The sequence below is a fragment of the Actinomadura rifamycini DSM 43936 genome (assembly GCF_000425065.1).
Taxonomy (GTDB): domain Bacteria; phylum Actinomycetota; class Actinomycetes; order Streptosporangiales; family Streptosporangiaceae; genus Spirillospora; species Spirillospora rifamycini.
This window is the reverse complement of record NZ_AULB01000008.1, coordinates 282,691-297,408: the sequence shown is the minus strand read 5'-3', so window position 1 is coordinate 297,408 and position 14,718 is coordinate 282,691. Positions and strand designations below refer to the sequence as shown.

8 protein-coding genes are annotated in these 14,718 nt (G+C 71.8%); 5 read left to right on the top strand and 3 right to left on the bottom strand.

Translation table 11 applies throughout. The features are described from left to right. The first annotated feature begins 94 nt into the window (after window positions 1-94). The 4 genes from H505_RS0106255 to H505_RS40080 all read left to right on the top strand — a co-directional run bounded on the left by H505_RS0106255 (window position 95) and on the right by H505_RS40080 (window position 8,110). A complete protein-coding gene (locus H505_RS0106255) occupies window positions 95-1,630 on the top strand; it encodes a DUF2397 domain-containing protein (protein ID WP_211238406.1) in 1,536 nt (511 codons plus the stop codon). Then, window positions 1,603-2,757: a TIGR02678 family protein gene (locus tag H505_RS0106250; RefSeq protein WP_211238403.1), complete on the top strand. Its 1,155-nt coding sequence runs from the start codon at window positions 1,603-1,605 to the stop codon at window positions 2,755-2,757. The genes H505_RS0106255 and H505_RS0106250 overlap by 28 nt, the downstream gene beginning before the upstream one ends. Further along, window positions 2,754-6,878 (top strand): TIGR02680 family protein, encoded by a 4,125-nt coding sequence (locus H505_RS0106245; protein ID WP_026401300.1) that lies wholly within the window; start codon window positions 2,754-2,756, stop codon window positions 6,876-6,878. Before H505_RS0106250 ends, H505_RS0106245 begins: the two co-directional genes overlap by 4 nt. Before the next feature lie 122 nt (window positions 6,879-7,000). Next, the gene (locus H505_RS40080; RefSeq protein WP_051300329.1) at window positions 7,001-8,110 is read left to right on the top strand and encodes a DUF2399 domain-containing protein; all 1,110 of its coding nucleotides are present in this window, start codon (window positions 7,001-7,003) and stop codon (window positions 8,108-8,110) included. Here H505_RS40080 and H505_RS47320 read toward each other — a convergent pair. Continuing rightward, complete coding sequence (locus tag H505_RS47320) at window positions 8,034-9,062, bottom strand: effector-associated domain 2-containing protein (RefSeq protein ID WP_051300327.1); 1,029 nt, start codon at window positions 9,060-9,062, stop codon at window positions 8,034-8,036. The genes H505_RS40080 and H505_RS47320 overlap by 77 nt on opposite strands. Before the next feature lie 204 nt (window positions 9,063-9,266). Here H505_RS47320 and fxsA point away from each other — a divergent pair, with 204 nt between their 5' ends. Continuing rightward, window positions 9,267-9,458: an FxSxx-COOH cyclophane-containing RiPP peptide gene (gene fxsA, locus H505_RS0106230; protein ID WP_026401299.1), complete on the top strand. Its 192-nt coding sequence runs from the start codon at window positions 9,267-9,269 to the stop codon at window positions 9,456-9,458. A gap of 25 nt (window positions 9,459-9,483) precedes the next feature. On the opposite strand, the gene fxsT is transcribed toward fxsA, so the two are convergent. Both fxsT and H505_RS0106220 read right to left on the bottom strand, forming a co-directional pair. Continuing rightward, window positions 9,484-13,683 (bottom strand): FxSxx-COOH system tetratricopeptide repeat protein, encoded by a 4,200-nt coding sequence (gene fxsT, locus H505_RS0106225; protein ID WP_026401298.1) that lies wholly within the window; start codon window positions 13,681-13,683, stop codon window positions 9,484-9,486. Beyond that, complete coding sequence (locus H505_RS0106220) at window positions 13,680-14,702, bottom strand: AAA family ATPase (RefSeq protein ID WP_245592451.1); 1,023 nt, start codon at window positions 14,700-14,702, stop codon at window positions 13,680-13,682. The genes fxsT and H505_RS0106220 overlap by 4 nt, the downstream gene beginning before the upstream one ends. Between the last annotated feature and the right edge of the window lie 16 nt (window positions 14,703-14,718).

Below are 14,718 nucleotides of genomic sequence, written 5' to 3'. Positions count from 1 at the left end.
CCATGACGGGTGATAAGCGCGTCGGTGGCCTTCTTCGGCCGGTAAGGGGTCATCAGTAACGGTCGGCGGACAATCCAGCGGCCGTTCCGTGACAATGGGAGCGATGGACGGTGACGAGCTTCCCCCCGAGCCCGAGGGCCGAGACCTGTGGGCCGCCGTGCTTCCCGGCCAAGCCCTTGTCCCCGCGTATCTGACGTCGAAGTACGCGGCCCAGTACAGGGTCATTGTGGATGTGCTCCTCGAGGCTCAGGACACCAGCCTCACCGGCCTTTCGTACGACGAAGTGGCGAATGCCGTCCACCGGCGGTTACATGGGCTGGTCGGTGCCGAGGCCGCGGAGCGGTTGTATTCCGACCCCGGGTTCGTTCTGGAGGCCAGGCTCGGCAGACTCGTCGCGTGGGAGGTCATCACGCGGTGGCAGGAGCCCGCGCGCAGCGGCGAGGACTTCCTGCGGCGCCGCGACCGCTACCAGTTGACGCCGCGTGCGGCCCGGCTGCACGCCTTCTGGGCCGAGGCCGACGACGGCGAGGAGCAGGCCGGCGACCTCACGCTGGCGCCGCGCGCGATCCACGAGCGCCTCGTCGCGTTTCTCCGGGAACTGGACGCGCGCCGCTTTCCGGCCGCCGCGAACGAGTTCCAGCAGCTCATGACCCTGCATCATGCGATGGCGCGGGCGGCGCGCGCCTGGCAGCGGACGCTGGCGCACAGCCTCTCGGGCGTCCCGGACGAGGCGAAGCAGGAGCAGGTGTGGCGCACCCTGCAGTCCTACATCGGGATGTGGGGAGAGCAAGTCGACGTGTACAGCCCGCGTATCGCCGATCTGATCACCAGGGCGCCGGCGGACGAGGCGTGGTGGGCGTGCGTCCGCGGTGCTCTGTCCGAGCAGGCCGAGGAAAGCGTCGTCCGGGCACAGGCCGAGCGTTGGAAGCACACGTGGCACGCTCTCCACTCCTGGTTCGGCGGCGCCGACGGGCAGGCGCGCAGGCTCCGCAGGCAGCTTCGCGACGTCATCACCCCGTGGGCGAGGAACGCGCAGTTCCTGATGGAGGCGGGCGGCGCGGTGACGCGGCGGGGCGAGCTCCTGGAACTGGCCGGGGCGATCGAGCAGGCGCCGGACGACGAGACGGCGTGGCGGATCTGGGACACCGCGCTCGGCGTCTTCCCCGCCCGCCACCTGCTCCTCCCGGCGGAGGACGCGGAGCAGGACGCAGACTCCTGGGCGGACGCCCCGGCCGCGCCGGTGACGGCACGGTACCGGGAGCAGGGGCACCGCACCGCCGTTGGACGCAGAGCCCGGAAGGCGGACTATTCGGCGGGACGTGAGGAGGCCCGCCGCAGGCGAAGCGCGGAGCTGGCGGCACGGGCGGGAGCCGAGGCCGCGCTGCGGCAGCGGTCCGGAACACGGTTGTCCGAGTGGCCGCCCCTGCCCGGTGCCGAGTTCGATCTCCTGCTGGAGTTCATCGCCGTCGCGCGACGGTCCGGCCGGGAGCGCAGCGCGGTCACGCAGGACGGCCGCTGGCACGTCAGCCTGCGCCGGCCCGACGACCCGTCCGCCGTGGCCACCCTGCGCGGACCGGACGGGCGCATGGTCACGATCGACTGGTGGTTCGACCTGCGGCCCGCGCCGTGAGCGGGCACGCGGAGGAACGGCGGCGGGCGTTCACCGGGCTGCTGGCCGCACAGGTCGTCACGCGGGCCGCGCATCCGGAGCTGTGGGCGCTCGTCCGCAGGCATCAACCGGTCCTGCGCGACTGGTTCGCGGACCGGCTCGGTTACCGGCTGGCCGTCGGAGACGACAATGCCCGGCTGTACCGCCTGCCCCTGGACGGTGCGATCGTCGCCCCGGCGAGACCCCGGCCGGAATCGCGGCGGGTCCTCGTGCTCGCGCTGCTGGCCGCGGTGTGCGCGGAGGACGCCGACGATCTGACCACGGTGCAGGACCTGTCGGACCGGGTCCGGACGCTCGCGGCCCGCGACGACGCCCCCGTCTCCGGATACGACCCCGACCGCTTCAACGAACGGCGGCTGTTCGCCAAGGCCGTCGAGCTGCTCGCCCGCCTGGGCGCGCTGCACCCCACAGGGCAGTCGGGTGAGGAGATGCTGACCGGCTGGGCGCACCGGAAGGACGCCATCGGCGGCGCGTACCGCGTGCAGCGGGAGCCGCTCCTGCGGCTTGCCGACCCGGAGAGCCTCGCGGCGGCGGTGGGGCGGCCCACGACCGCTCCCGAGCCCCTCGACGGCCGCCGTTTCTCGATCATGCGGCGGCTGCTCGAACTGCCCGTCTGCCTGATCGAGGACCTCGCCGAGGACGAGCGCGCCTACCTGACGTCGCAGCGCGGACGGCTTCTCGACTGGTGCAGGGAGATGACGGGCTGGACGGTGGAGCAGCGCCGCGAGGGGATCGCGCTCATCCCGGCCGAGGGCGGTACGGACCGTCCCTTCCCCGAGCTGAAGGCCGAGCACTTCGGGGCGCTGATGGTCCTCGACGGGCTGCTGCGCGAGTCGTCCGGCGGGACCGCCGTCACCAGGGCGGTGGTCGGCGATGTCGCCGGCGACGTCGCCGAACGCTATCCGAAGGCCATGACGAAAGCGTTCCGCGCCGACCCGGGGCTGCTGGCGGACGCGTCGATCGTCCTCCTCACCGAACTCGACCTGCTCCGGCCGTCGGCGCACGGATGGCGCCTGACACCGCCCGCGGCGCGCTTCCGAGGCCCGACCGTCGTCGCCACGCAACCGCGCATGGAAGGAGAGCAGTGAACCCGGAAGCCTGGCTCGTCTCCGCCCGCACCGGCGGCCTGCCCGAACCCGGTCGTGACCGGTGGCAGCCGCTGCGGGTCGGCGTCGTCAACCTGTGGGAGTACGACGAGGCGGACTTCTGGTACGCCGACGGACGGCTGGTCCTGCGCGGCGGCAACGGCGCCGGCAAGACGAAGCTTCTGGAGCTCACCACGCTGATGCTGCTGCGCGGTGAGATCCACCCGTCTGTGCTCGACCCGTTCGGGTCGCAGCATCGAACCATGAAGTTCAACCTCCTGCCGACCGGTGAGGAGGACGACCCTCGCCCCGCGACCGACAGCGGCCTCGGCTACGCATGGGCCGAGTACGGGCGGCTCGACACGGACGGCACGGCGCGCTACCTGGTGTGCGGGATGGGCGCGGCCGCCCGGCGCGGCTCGGGGACGGAGAAGGTCAGACGCTGGATGTTCCTCACCGGACGGCGGCCCGGGCCCGAACTCGTGCTCGCGCCGCCAGCCGGGCCCCTGGAGGAGAAGGACCTCCGCAAGGAGCCGGGGGTGCGCGTCTTCGAGAACGGCGACACCTATCGCGCCGCGCTGGGCGGCGAGCTGTTCGGGCTCGACAAGGCCGGATACGACAACCTGACCGAATTGCTCAAGCAGTTGCGCCGCCCCAAGCTCGGGGAGCGTCTCAACCCCAGGGAACTGGAGTCCACGCTCCGCGACGCCCTTCCCCGTCTAGCGACCGGTGAGGTCGAGCAGCTCGTCGAGGGCTGGGACCGGCTGGAGGAACTGCGCACGGGCGTGCAGCGGCTGCAGAACGCGGCCGCGGAGGTCGCGAGGTTCACGCGCAGGTACTGGCTGCCTTGGGCCCGCGTGGTCGTCCGGCGCAGATCGGACGATGTGGCCGCGGCGACGACGAAGCTCGACCGCACGACCCGCAGGCGCAAGGAGGCCGAGGAGAAGCTCGAAGTCGTCCAGAGGAAGGTCGAGGAGCAGAAGGTGGAGCTCGCGCGCACCAAACGCACGCGAGACGACAAATGGGCGGAACTCCGGCAGCTCTTCGACAGCAGCGCCTATAAGGACGCGGTCGCCGCCTCCGTCAATGCCAAGGCACTGGCGGACAGGGCCGAAGCCGCGGAGCGGGCCGCGCGGGACGCCCGGCGAGCGGCGGACCGGCAGGCGAAGCGGCTCGCGGGCGTCGACGACGTGCTCGCCGAGGCGCGGCGCAAGCACGAGGAGGCCGAACGGGAGGTCGGGCGGCGAGGGGACAGCGTGCTGGAAGCCGCCCGCGCGGCCGGAGCGGACGTCGTCCGTCTCGTCGAGGCCCGCGACGTGGACGGTCTGCACGCCGCACACGGGGCCCGCGCCGACCGCTTCGCCAATGCGGCTCGGCTGCACCGGGAATGGAAGGCGGCCGACCGGCGGCTGGAGGAGTCCGGGCGGACGCTGAAGAGCCGCCGGGACGGCGTCGTCCGACTGGAAGGCCAGGTCGAGCGCGGCGACGACGACGTCGACCGGGCGGTCGAAGCCCTCACCGCAGCACTCGGCTCATGGGCGGCGGCGCTGACTGCGGCGCCGTGCACGCCCGAGCAGCTCGTGTCCTGGCATGCTCTCGTCCCCGCGGTGGCGGAGGGCAGGAGCCCCAAGCTCTCGGCCGCCCTCAACGAGCATGCGAAGCGGACCGAGAGGCGTTCGCTCGAGCACCGGACGAGGCTGGAGACCGAGCGGGAATCGCTCGAAAAGCAGAGTGACGAGATACGAGCCCGCATCGAGGGCATGCGTGCGACGGTGGACCGGCCTCCGGACGCACCGGTGTCGTGGGCGCGCAGGGAACGGCCGGCCACGGGCGGCGCCCCTTTGTGGGCGTGCGTCCAGCCGAGAGACGGCGCCGGTCTCGACGGCGCACCGCTGGCCCGTCTCGAAGCCGCGCTCGCGGCCTCCGGGATGCTGGACGCCTGGCTGACTCCGGACGGACGGCTGATCACCGAGGCGGAGACCGTCCTGACGGCGGGGCCGGCGGTCCGGCCCAACCTTCTCACCGTGCTGGAGCCGACACCGGCGGGCGATATGACCCACGACCGCATCGCGGCCGTCCTCGCGGGCATCGGCTGGTCCACGTCCGGAGAAGACGCCTCCGCGGACGTGTGGCTCGCCATGGACGGCCGCTGGAGGGTCGGCGCGCTCACCGGATTCGCCGTTCCTGCCCAACCCGCGTCCTATCTGGGGGCCACCGCACGGTCGGCGGCGCGCCTGCGCACGATCCGGCGGTTGGAGGGTGAACTCGCGCTGCTGTCCGGCACGCTCGACGAGAAGCGGTCGGCCATCGACGCGACCGATGCCGTATTGCGGCGGCTCGCGGAGGAGTCCTGGGACGCGGAGCCCGAGCATCATCTGATCGGAGCCGTGCACCGGGTCGAGGCTATTCGCCCGCACCTGGTCCAGGCCCGCGCCGACCTCGAGGCGGTGGAACGCCGGCACGGCGAACTCACCGCCGAGAGCGACCGGGCCCGGGCGGCCGCGGCCGGCTACGCCGCCGAGCATGACTTCCCCTTGGACCGGCTGGAATCCGTGGGGGCGGCGCTGAGCGGTCTCCTCGGCGCCGTTCGCGATTACGCGGCCGAACTGAAGATTTTTCACGAGCGCCTCAACCGGCTGACGGAGGCCGAGACCGACGCCGCGGCGGCCCGGGACGACGCGGTGCAGGCCCGCGCCGACGCGGAGGAGGCGGGCGACGCGGCTCGCGCCGCGGAGATCGCCGCCACGACCGCGCAGGAACAGCTGACGGTGAGCCACCAAGAACAGCTCGACCGGCGAGCCGAACTCGAGAAACTCGTGGAGTCCCTCGACAAGGGAATCTCCAGGCTGGACGGCGAGCTGACCGACTTGCGCCTGATGGAGAACGACGCCTGCCGCGTTCTGGGTGACCACACGCGGGCCAGGTCGGAAGCCGAAGAGCACCGGACGCTGGCCGTCGCCGCCTGGTGGCGGGCGGCGGACACGGGGCTCGTCGCGCCGCTCGGGGTGAGCGTCCCCGACACCCGAAACGTGGACAGCACGCTCGCGGCGGCGCGTATCGTCCGCCGTGAAATCGATCCGGGGGCCGCCGACGCGGCCGCCCAGGAACGCGCCTGGCGCAGATGCCACGCGCAACTGCAGCAGTCACGGCTCGATCTGCTGCCGAAGCGAGACGCGAAGGTCCACGACGAGGACGAGCTGCCCCGATGCGTCGTCCTCGCGGACCCGGCCGAGGGCTGGGTCGCCCCGGACATCGCCGAAGCGAGCCTGGGACGCCAAGTGGCGGAAATGGAAAGCAAGTTCAAGGACGAACAGCAGCGGGCCCTGACCAAACTGCTCGGTTCCGCGTTCATCGAGCATCTGAAAGACCGTCTCGACTACACCGAATCCGTCTTCACCCGGATCAACGAGTGCCTGGTCCAGCACCCCACCCGGCAGGGCCACACGCTGCAGCTCGTCTGGCGGGCGCACCCGGAGGACCCGGAGGCCGGCCAGGTCGTCGAAGCGCTCCAGCAGGGATATGAGCTTCTGACATCCGCGCAGCAGGACATGGTGCGGGATTTCCTTCGGCGCAAGGTCGAAGCCGCCCGGGCGGAAGCAGCCGACAAGGGGCTCGCGGAATGGCAGGACCACCTCGCGCTCGCCCTCGACTATCGGCGCTGGCTGCGCATTCAGGTGGAGTTCAAGGCAGGGCCCGGTGGGCGCTGGCGCCCCTTCGACGCGGCCCGGCACGGCGCCAAGTCGGGAGGGGAGAAAGTGGTGCTGCTCTCCCAGCCGCTGTTCGCCGCCGCGGTCGTCGCCTACGACGCCGCCGGCGCGGCGGCACCGCGCCAGATCTGGCTGGACGAGGCCATGACCGGTGTCGACGACGAGGTGAAGGCCCGCTTCATGGGGCTCACCGTCGAACTCGACCTCGATGTGATGATCACCGCGCATGACGAATGGTGCAGGTACGCGACCGTCCCCGCCGCGGCCGTCTACGACCTGGCACGCCACAAGCACCTGCCCGGCGTGGACGCGCTTCCCCACCTGTGGTGCGGAGGGGAGTGGACCGTGCTCGACCGGACGGAGCCGGCCCGGCACACGGTGAGCGCCGGCTCCGACGACGAGGGAGCGATGTTCTGACCGAGAATCTGCCGCCGAGCCTCGCCGCGTGGGTTCGGCTCCCCGGCCCGTCCAAGGTCGTCGACGCCATCCGAGTCCGCGCCGAACGGGGGCACTCCACCGACCGCGGGGCGCTGTCCTGCGTGCTCGACCCCGGCGAGCGCAAGCAGGTCGCGCGGCTGCTCGGCAACCGGTGGGAGGTCTCCGGGCGTCCGGTGCGGCTGCAGGACCTCGCCGTCCGGCTCGACGGGCTCAGCCCCTTGGACCTGGCCGAAGAGGTTCACGGTCCCGTCACCACTCGAGCCGGCAGCCGCGCTCGAGCGCGGGCCGAAGCGGAGGCGCGCAGAAGGAAGGCTCTCGACGCACTGGCCGCCGCGGGAGTCGCCGCCCGGGCCGCCGAGACCTGGTTGGCGGAGAACCCCCGTTTCGCGACGGTAGCCGACCAGGTCGCCGCGGTCTGGCGGGCGCTCCCCGGCGAACCCGTGCCGCTGGCCCAGTTCGCCGCCGACGTCTGCGACGACGCGCACGCCCTGGACGCCGATCGACGGCTGGGGCGGGCCGTCGCCCGGCTGGCGGCCGTCGTCCACGGACTGGACGGCCCCGCGCGCTCGGGCCCCGCCTGGCGTGCCGCGTGGAGGTCGATCGGCGTGCTCTGCAACGAGGTCTCGTCCCGGGTCCTGACGATGAACCTCCGGCTCACCGGCACCGCGGCGTGCGTCGCCTTGTCCGCCGCGGTGCGTGGCGAGCCGACCTGGCTGACCCTGCGCTCGCTCGCGGGTGACTGGCGTCCCGCCGCGGCTTGCGAGGTGTTCGTGTGCGAGAACCCGGCGATCGCCGAAGCCGCCGCGGACCGACTCGGCCCCCACTGCCCGCCGCTCGTCTGTACCGACGGAATCGCGTCCATGGCCGCGCTCGAACTGATCCGGGGCCTCGACCGCGCGGCTTGCCGCATACGCGCGCGTGCGGACTTCGACCGCGCGGGTCTCGTCATCATGGACCAGATGCGCGGCGCCGCACCCGCCATGAGTCCATGGCGGTTCGACGCATCCTCGTACCGGGCCGCACGCGGCGGGTGGCCCGCTTCGGTCGAGCCGGACGACCTCGCGGGCGCCTGCACCGCCGCGCCCGTGCACGAGGAGAAGCTTCTGGCCGTTCTCCTGGACGATCTGTCGGCCGTCAGAGACGGGGGAGCAGCTCGGCGATCGTCTGTTCCAGCCGGAGCACGGGCATCGACTCGCCCGCCAGGCCCTTGACCGCCGCCAGCAGATCGTGAAGCCCGCCCGGATAGTCCAGGCATGTGGTGACGAGCGAGTGGAGGTCCGGCCGGGCCTCCGCATGCCGGGGGACCGCGCCCCGGATGTCCCCCCGCAGCATGCTCACGACCTGCTCACGCCCCTGCGGGGTGGCCATCAGCGGAACCTCGATCATCATGTTCACCAGGTCGAACACGGTGCTCGGCGCCACCCGGTCCACGGCCATCGGGTCGGCCAGGGGGGATGCCGGGGCGGCGGCCGGTGCCCGCACGGCGTCCTGGACGATCTCGGTCGAGGCCCGCTTCGCGACCTCGCTTCCGAGCTGCCCGACCCGTCCGGCGGGCATCCCCGGCACCCGCACCCACGCGGTGCCCTCGGTCTCCTTCACCGCGATGTCGACCGGACCGTAGTCGTCCGGGTCGACCAGGCCGGGCCCGTGCCGCACCACGTCCTCGTACACTCGCTGCGACACGACCACCGCCAGGGCCGCCCCCGATGTGTTGAGGACGTCCTTGAACGGCTGGGCGTCCAGAATTCGGAACGCGTGGTTCACGGACATTCCGACGATGCCGTTTCCGTCGTAGCGCGCCTCACCGGTGTGGATGGCCATCCGCAGCCGGATCCGCGCCACGTCCGCCGCCGCCTTGTTGTACCGCCGCAGCTCGGCTTTCAGCACGTCCACGACGGACGTCAGCAGCGACTCCGTCCCGACCGTCGGCGGTGCGAGCACCATCGCCCCGTCGCCGCGGTCCTCCCGGTAGCAGTCCGCGAGTTCCAGTCCGGCCGGCCGCAGGCTCATGTCGATCTGCCGGTACATCGCCTCGCGCATGATCTCGCGGACGTCGTCCGTCCGGGACGTGTCCCCGAAGGAGGCGATGTCGTAGGCCAGGATCGCGCACGCCCCCTGCGGCAGCCACCGTTCCGTCGCATTCCTCGTTTCATCGGCGCTCACCGTGGTTCTCCTCCCTCGTTGCGGCCCGTCCTCGAAGGCTTCCGAGAGCCGGTGCTGGAATGTCCCGGCTTCGCCGTTTCAAGAGCAGACCCTCTTTTCAGAAAGAACGTCGACCACTCGCTTCACCTGCGTTTGATCTGGGAACCTGGACCTTGTAACGTCACGCCACGGCGAGTCCGCTCTCGCCCGTGATGAGGAGGTTTGGTGGGAGACAGCAGCGACGAAGGTCGATCCCTCCTGATCGATGTGAGCGACGTCTCCCTCGAACAGCTCTCGGCGATCGAGGACACGGTGATCGGCGACGTGATCAGGCGTTTTCTCGACGAGGCCGACGGTCCGCAGCCCGCGGCGGCCGGCTTCGACGCCTTCGTCGAAGGCGAGCCGGCCGCCCGCTGAGGTCGGGTCCTCGACCGCGGCACTTTCACAGCGGTATCGGTTCGATCACGCATTCCAGCAGTCGGCCCTCCTTCGCCGCAAGAATTTCCGGGTGGTCGCCGCCGAGCAGCCGCGCGAGTTTTCCGAGCGGGTCCGGCTGCGGATCGTCGCGGCCGAGGGCGATGCCGATGATCCGGTGATTGTGCGCGCACGCCAGGGTGTGGGCGTGGTCGGCTCCATACCGGTTCCTGAACCGCGTGAACGTCTCCGCCGAACGGCTGTGAGCCGCCTCCAACCGGCCCAGGTTGTAGAGGTCGTGCACGAGCCCGACCGAACAGCACAGCGTGTAGTAGTGATCCGGGCCCAGCAGCCGAGTCAGGGCTTGGAGCGTCGTGTCGTCGATCGCCCGTGCCGGTTCGTGCCCTCCGAGCGCGCGCAGCGCCACCGTCAGATCGGTCGTGCACGCGTGCGCGAACGGGTGATCGCGTCCCATGATTCCGCGGTAGCCGGTGAGGGCCGCCTCGGCGAGCCCCCGGGCGCGGTCGGCGTCGCCCGTTTTCACGCACACCATCGCGAGGACGCGCCGGGCGGCGAGCGTGTCCTGGTGCTTTTCCCCGAACCGCTGCAGATGAAGCCGGTGGGTGTCCTCCGCGAGCCGGAGCGAATCGGCGTAGGAACCGAGTTCGCGGAGTGTCGCGGCGTGGCTCATCTGGCCGTGCAGGACGAATGCGTGATTGGGCGCGAGCGTCCGCTGCATCCGTTCGAGTGCCTCGCGCTGGATCTGCGCGGACTCCCGGTACCTTCCCAGGCCGTGCAGGTCGCGGCTGAGCTGGCTCATGGCGAGAAGGGTGCTTCGGTGGGAAGCTCCGAAATGGGTGCGCAAACGGCTCAGAGCATCGGCATCGAGTTCCCGCGCCCGGTTGAACTCGCCCAAAAGGCGCAGGTCGATGCCGACGTTGTTGATGACCCGGAAAGTCTCCAGCTGCTCCCGTCCGAACATGCGCACCATGCGTTGCAGCGTGTCCTGGTCGAGGTTCAGTGCGCCGACGAAGTCTCCCTGCAGGCGGAGGTCGGCCGCCATGCTGTTGGCCGCCAGCAGCGTCTGGATGCTGTCGGGCCCGAACCGTTCGGCCGTCCGCCGGTGGACGTCGGCGAGCAGCCGCGCCGCCTCGGTGACGTCCCCGAGCGCACGGAGCACGGTCCCGAGCTCCCGACCGGCGGACAGCACCGTGCCGTCGTCTTCCCCCCATTCGGCGCGCCAGCGGCGCAGCGCCAGTTCGCCCAGACCGCGGCTGCCCTCGAAATCGCCCAGCAGATAGAGGTAGCGCATCTGGTCCAGCGCCACCTCGCGGATCTCGGCGGTCGAGCCCGAGACCACTCCGGCAGGCTGCACGTGCGGGGCGATCTGCCTGCGGATCGGCCACGTGGACTCGTCGTCCGGTGGGCTGTTCGGGGTCGCTTCGGCGAGGATGCGGTGGACGAGGTTCTGCATCGTCGCCCGATCGGGCTCGGAAAGACGCCGCTGCAGCAACGCGCGGACCAGGCGGTGCACCTGCGTCCGCTCCCCGTCCTGATCGACGTCGAAACGGCCCAGCGAGTAGCGGACGAGCGCCCGCACCGCCGCGTGCAGTGCGTCCGGGTCACCCAGCGTCGACTGGAAGAGCGTGGCCGAAGCGTTCTCCGGGAGGCGCGCCGTCGACCCCGCCGTCAGCAGCTCGATCGCCACCGGTTCGGGTCCGAAGAAGGCGAGCAGTTCCAGCAGGCGGCCCGCTTCCGGTGCCTCCGTCCGGAGGCTCTCGAAGGAGATCTCGAGGGCGGCGGCGAGTTCCGCCGGATACTCCGACGGCAGCTCGGCGCGGTGGTCGTCCCCGAGATGATCATCGAGCAGCCGCAGATAGTCGTCGCTCGGCCGTCCGGTCGCCGCGTGCCAGGCCGCGATCTGCTCGACCGCCAGCGGCAGGTCGCCGACGCGTTCGGCGAGGAGCTCCGCCTCCTCCGGGACGAGCGCGGGCGCGCGGCGGCACAGCAGCGCGACGCTCTCCCGGCGCTCGAAGAACCCCACCTCCACCGCGGACGTGCGGTCGCCCCAGCGCCGGTCCCGCGAGGTGACCAGCACGTGGCCGGAGGACGCGGACGTGAGCAGGTCGCGCTCACCGGGCACGACCGGCATGAGCGGTATCAGTTCGTCCGGATCGGTCGCGTTGTCGTAGATGAGCAGCCAGCGGCGGAACGGCCGCTCCTCCCGCAGCGCGTCGAGTACGTGCTCGACCGTTCTGTTGATGTCGTCGCTCAGCGGTGTGCCCAAGACTCTCGCGAGCTCGGCGAGGGACGCCCGGGCCAGCGGGGTCTGCTCGGCGGGGATCCACCAGAGGAGGTCGTAATCGCTCGCGTGGCGATGGGCGTACTCGACGGCGAGCTGGGATTTGCCCTGCCCGCCGAGTTCGTGCGGCGGCGCCGGCAGCAGCGTGGTGACCACGTCCGGCAACCGGGCGCGGACGTCGCGGAGCAGAGCGTCACGGCCGACGAAATCGGGGTTGCGGGTAGGGAGCCCGCCACCGATCAGCGGCCCCGAAGGGCCGGAGTTCGCCGGAACGGACGGATGGGGGAGGGTCAGCGGTCCCGGTACCGAAGGCGTGTCGAGGGGACCGTCCGCACCGGAGGCGGCGGCGTCCGTTGCGGCCAGCCGTTCGGCGATGGCCCGGTACCGCCCTCCGAGCCGCATCAGCACGGGCGCGGCGACCTTCGCGAAAGGCCGATCGTCCTGGAGCGCCTCGGTCCCCGTCTCCAGAGCGCGGAGGAGCGCCGGGAAGTCGAGCGGCGAACCGAGGCGTTCCCGGACGATCTCCCAGACCTCGCCGAGGATGCGCAGGGCGTCGCTGCGTTTCAGCCTGCCGAGGAGGACGTCGCGGACACCCTCGTGGAACTCGTAGAGAACGTCGTCCGGCGCCCTGTCCCCGGTGTTCCCGACGGGGTCGCGCTCGGCCGGCCGCAGGAGACCTCCGAGGAAGACCTCGGCCAGATGGGTCCGGTTCGAGTCGGGCAACGTCGCCCGCTGGACCAGGGACATCACCTTCAGCCTCAGCGGTGCTGCGGCGAGATGGCAGGCGAGCTCGAACGCCAGGGGGGACGAACCGGCTGAGAACCGCCGGACCCGCTCTTCCGCCGCGAGGTCCTCCGTGTCCTCGTCCACGCTGTCCTTCAACGGGGGCGCGCCGGTGAACATCGCCATGGTGGTGATCTGGCGGGCGCCGCCGCCGACCATCTCCGCCCACGGGCGAAGCCACCGCGGAGCCAGTTCCAGCACCGGGACGGCCGTTCCCGGGGGCAGCATGAACCCGTCGCGGGAACGGACGGTGAGGCGGCTGTTCGGCGGGCCAGCCTGGACGGCCCCGAGGCGAACCGGCTCGACGGTCGTGCCGCACCGCCACCACAGCCGCTGCGGCAGCGGCTGGACGATCGCCACCGGCCCGACGTCCGCCCACCGTTCGAGGACGGCGGCCGCGCGGCCGTCGTACCAGGCCCGCCCGATGCAGTCGCTGAAGACGAGGACGATGCGGCGGCGCGTGGGGTCGATGAGCTCGTTCGGGTTCCGCACCGAGGAACCGGTGCCCGTCCTCAGGACGAGCGCGTCCTCGTCGGTGTCCAGCCGCCACACGCGCACGTCGCGGAACGCGCCGAGTTGTTCCAGGAGGGTGTGGAACTCACCGATGATGCGGCTCCAGACCACCATGGAGCGGCTCTCGTCGGCGACGAGCGCGAGGTCGAAGTACCGTTCCGGTGCGGGCTCCATCACCGGCCGCCAGATACCGGTCTCCGCGATCAACTGCGCCGTCTTCTCCTCGGCGAGGTTCTCGACCGTCGGCGACGAGGCGTTCTCGCGCAGCGGCCGGAGCGCTCGCCCGAGGTCCAGCGCCTGCGGGATCGCGGGCAGTGCCGGCGCCCGGACGATGCCGTCGGTGACGCTTCCGGGCCGAGCCGGGTGCAGGGCGACCTGCGGCGGAGCCGCGACCGGGCGGGCCGCGGCCGCGGGGGCGGGAGGTTCGGCGGTGGACGCCTCGGCGGGTTCCGGGTCGTGGGGAGTCTCACCGGCGCTCTCCTCCCCGGCCGTCTCCCGGGCGGCTCGCTCGTTCGCCGCCTGCATGGGCACGAGGCGTGCCAGCCACAGGGCGTCGGCCAGCTCTCGCGCGGTCGGTGGGGGATCCAGGTGGGCGAGCGCTTCGACCAGCCGGTCGAGCTGCTCCTTCATTCCGGACCGCTCGCGTTCAGCGGTCGCAGGATGGCCTCGATCGTCTCTTGCAGGGTCTGCTCCGGCGGACGCGACCCGGAGGTGCACAGGTACACGGCGTTGAGGAGCTGGTCGGTGGACAGGTCGCCGTGGTCGCCGCGGCGCAGGAACTCGTTGATCAGCTCGGTGCTGCTCGCCCGCGCCTCCGGGCCGAGGTGGGCCTCCACGATGGCGGCGAGCTCCCGCGCGTCCGGCGCCTCGATCACGAGCCGGACGCAACGGCGCAGGAACGCGGGAGGGAACTCGCGCTCGCCGTTGCTCGTGATGATCACGAGGGGGAACGCCGTGCACTGCACCCTGCCCCGGGTGACCGGCACGCGTTCGCCGCCCTCGGCCGACAGTACCCGGACGACCTCGTCCTCCTCGGGCAGCCGTTCCAGTTCGGGGACGGTGAAGCCGCCCTCCTCGAAGACGTTCAGCAGGTCGTTGGGAAGGTCGATGTCGCTTTTGTCGAGCTCGTCGATCAGCAGCACCCGGGGACGCGCCGACGGCAGCAGGGCCGTCCCCAGCGGCCCCAACCGGATGTAGCGGCCGATGTCGGGGGCCTTGGCCGCCGCCCCGGAGGCGACCGCCTGGCGCAGGCTCGTCTCGTGCAACCGCCCGATGGCGTCGTAGCGGTAGAGCCCCTCTTCCAGGGTGGCGCGGCTGCTGATCGGCCAGTACAGGACGGGGCCCAAGCCGAGTTCGTGCGCGACGTTGTGGGCGAGCGTCGATTTTCCCGTGCCCGGCTTGCCCGTGACGAGCAGCGGACGGCGCAGGTGCAGTGCGACGTTGACCATCGTCACCGCGTTCCGCGGCGGCCGGTACGACAGCGCCCGCGCGGTCCCGCCGGGACCCAGGGCCGTGTCGCCGTCCCGCTCGAAGCGCCGCCACGGCGGCGGGTCGGGAAGACGCCGGAGCCCGTCGTGCGTCGTGCCGTCTCCGCGGTAGACCAGCCAGTCATCACGGCCGCCGTCCGGAACCGATCGCTGGGTCGTCACGGAGCACCTCCTCGTC

Coding starts and splice junctions, on each gene's coding strand:
- H505_RS0106255 (WP_211238406.1), top strand. CDS start 95: ATGGGAGCGATGGACGGTGACGAGCTTCCCCCCGAGCCCGAGGGCCGA.
- fxsT (WP_026401298.1), bottom strand. CDS start 13,683: ATGAAGGAGCAGCTCGACCGGCTGGTCGAAGCGCTCGCCCACCTGGAT.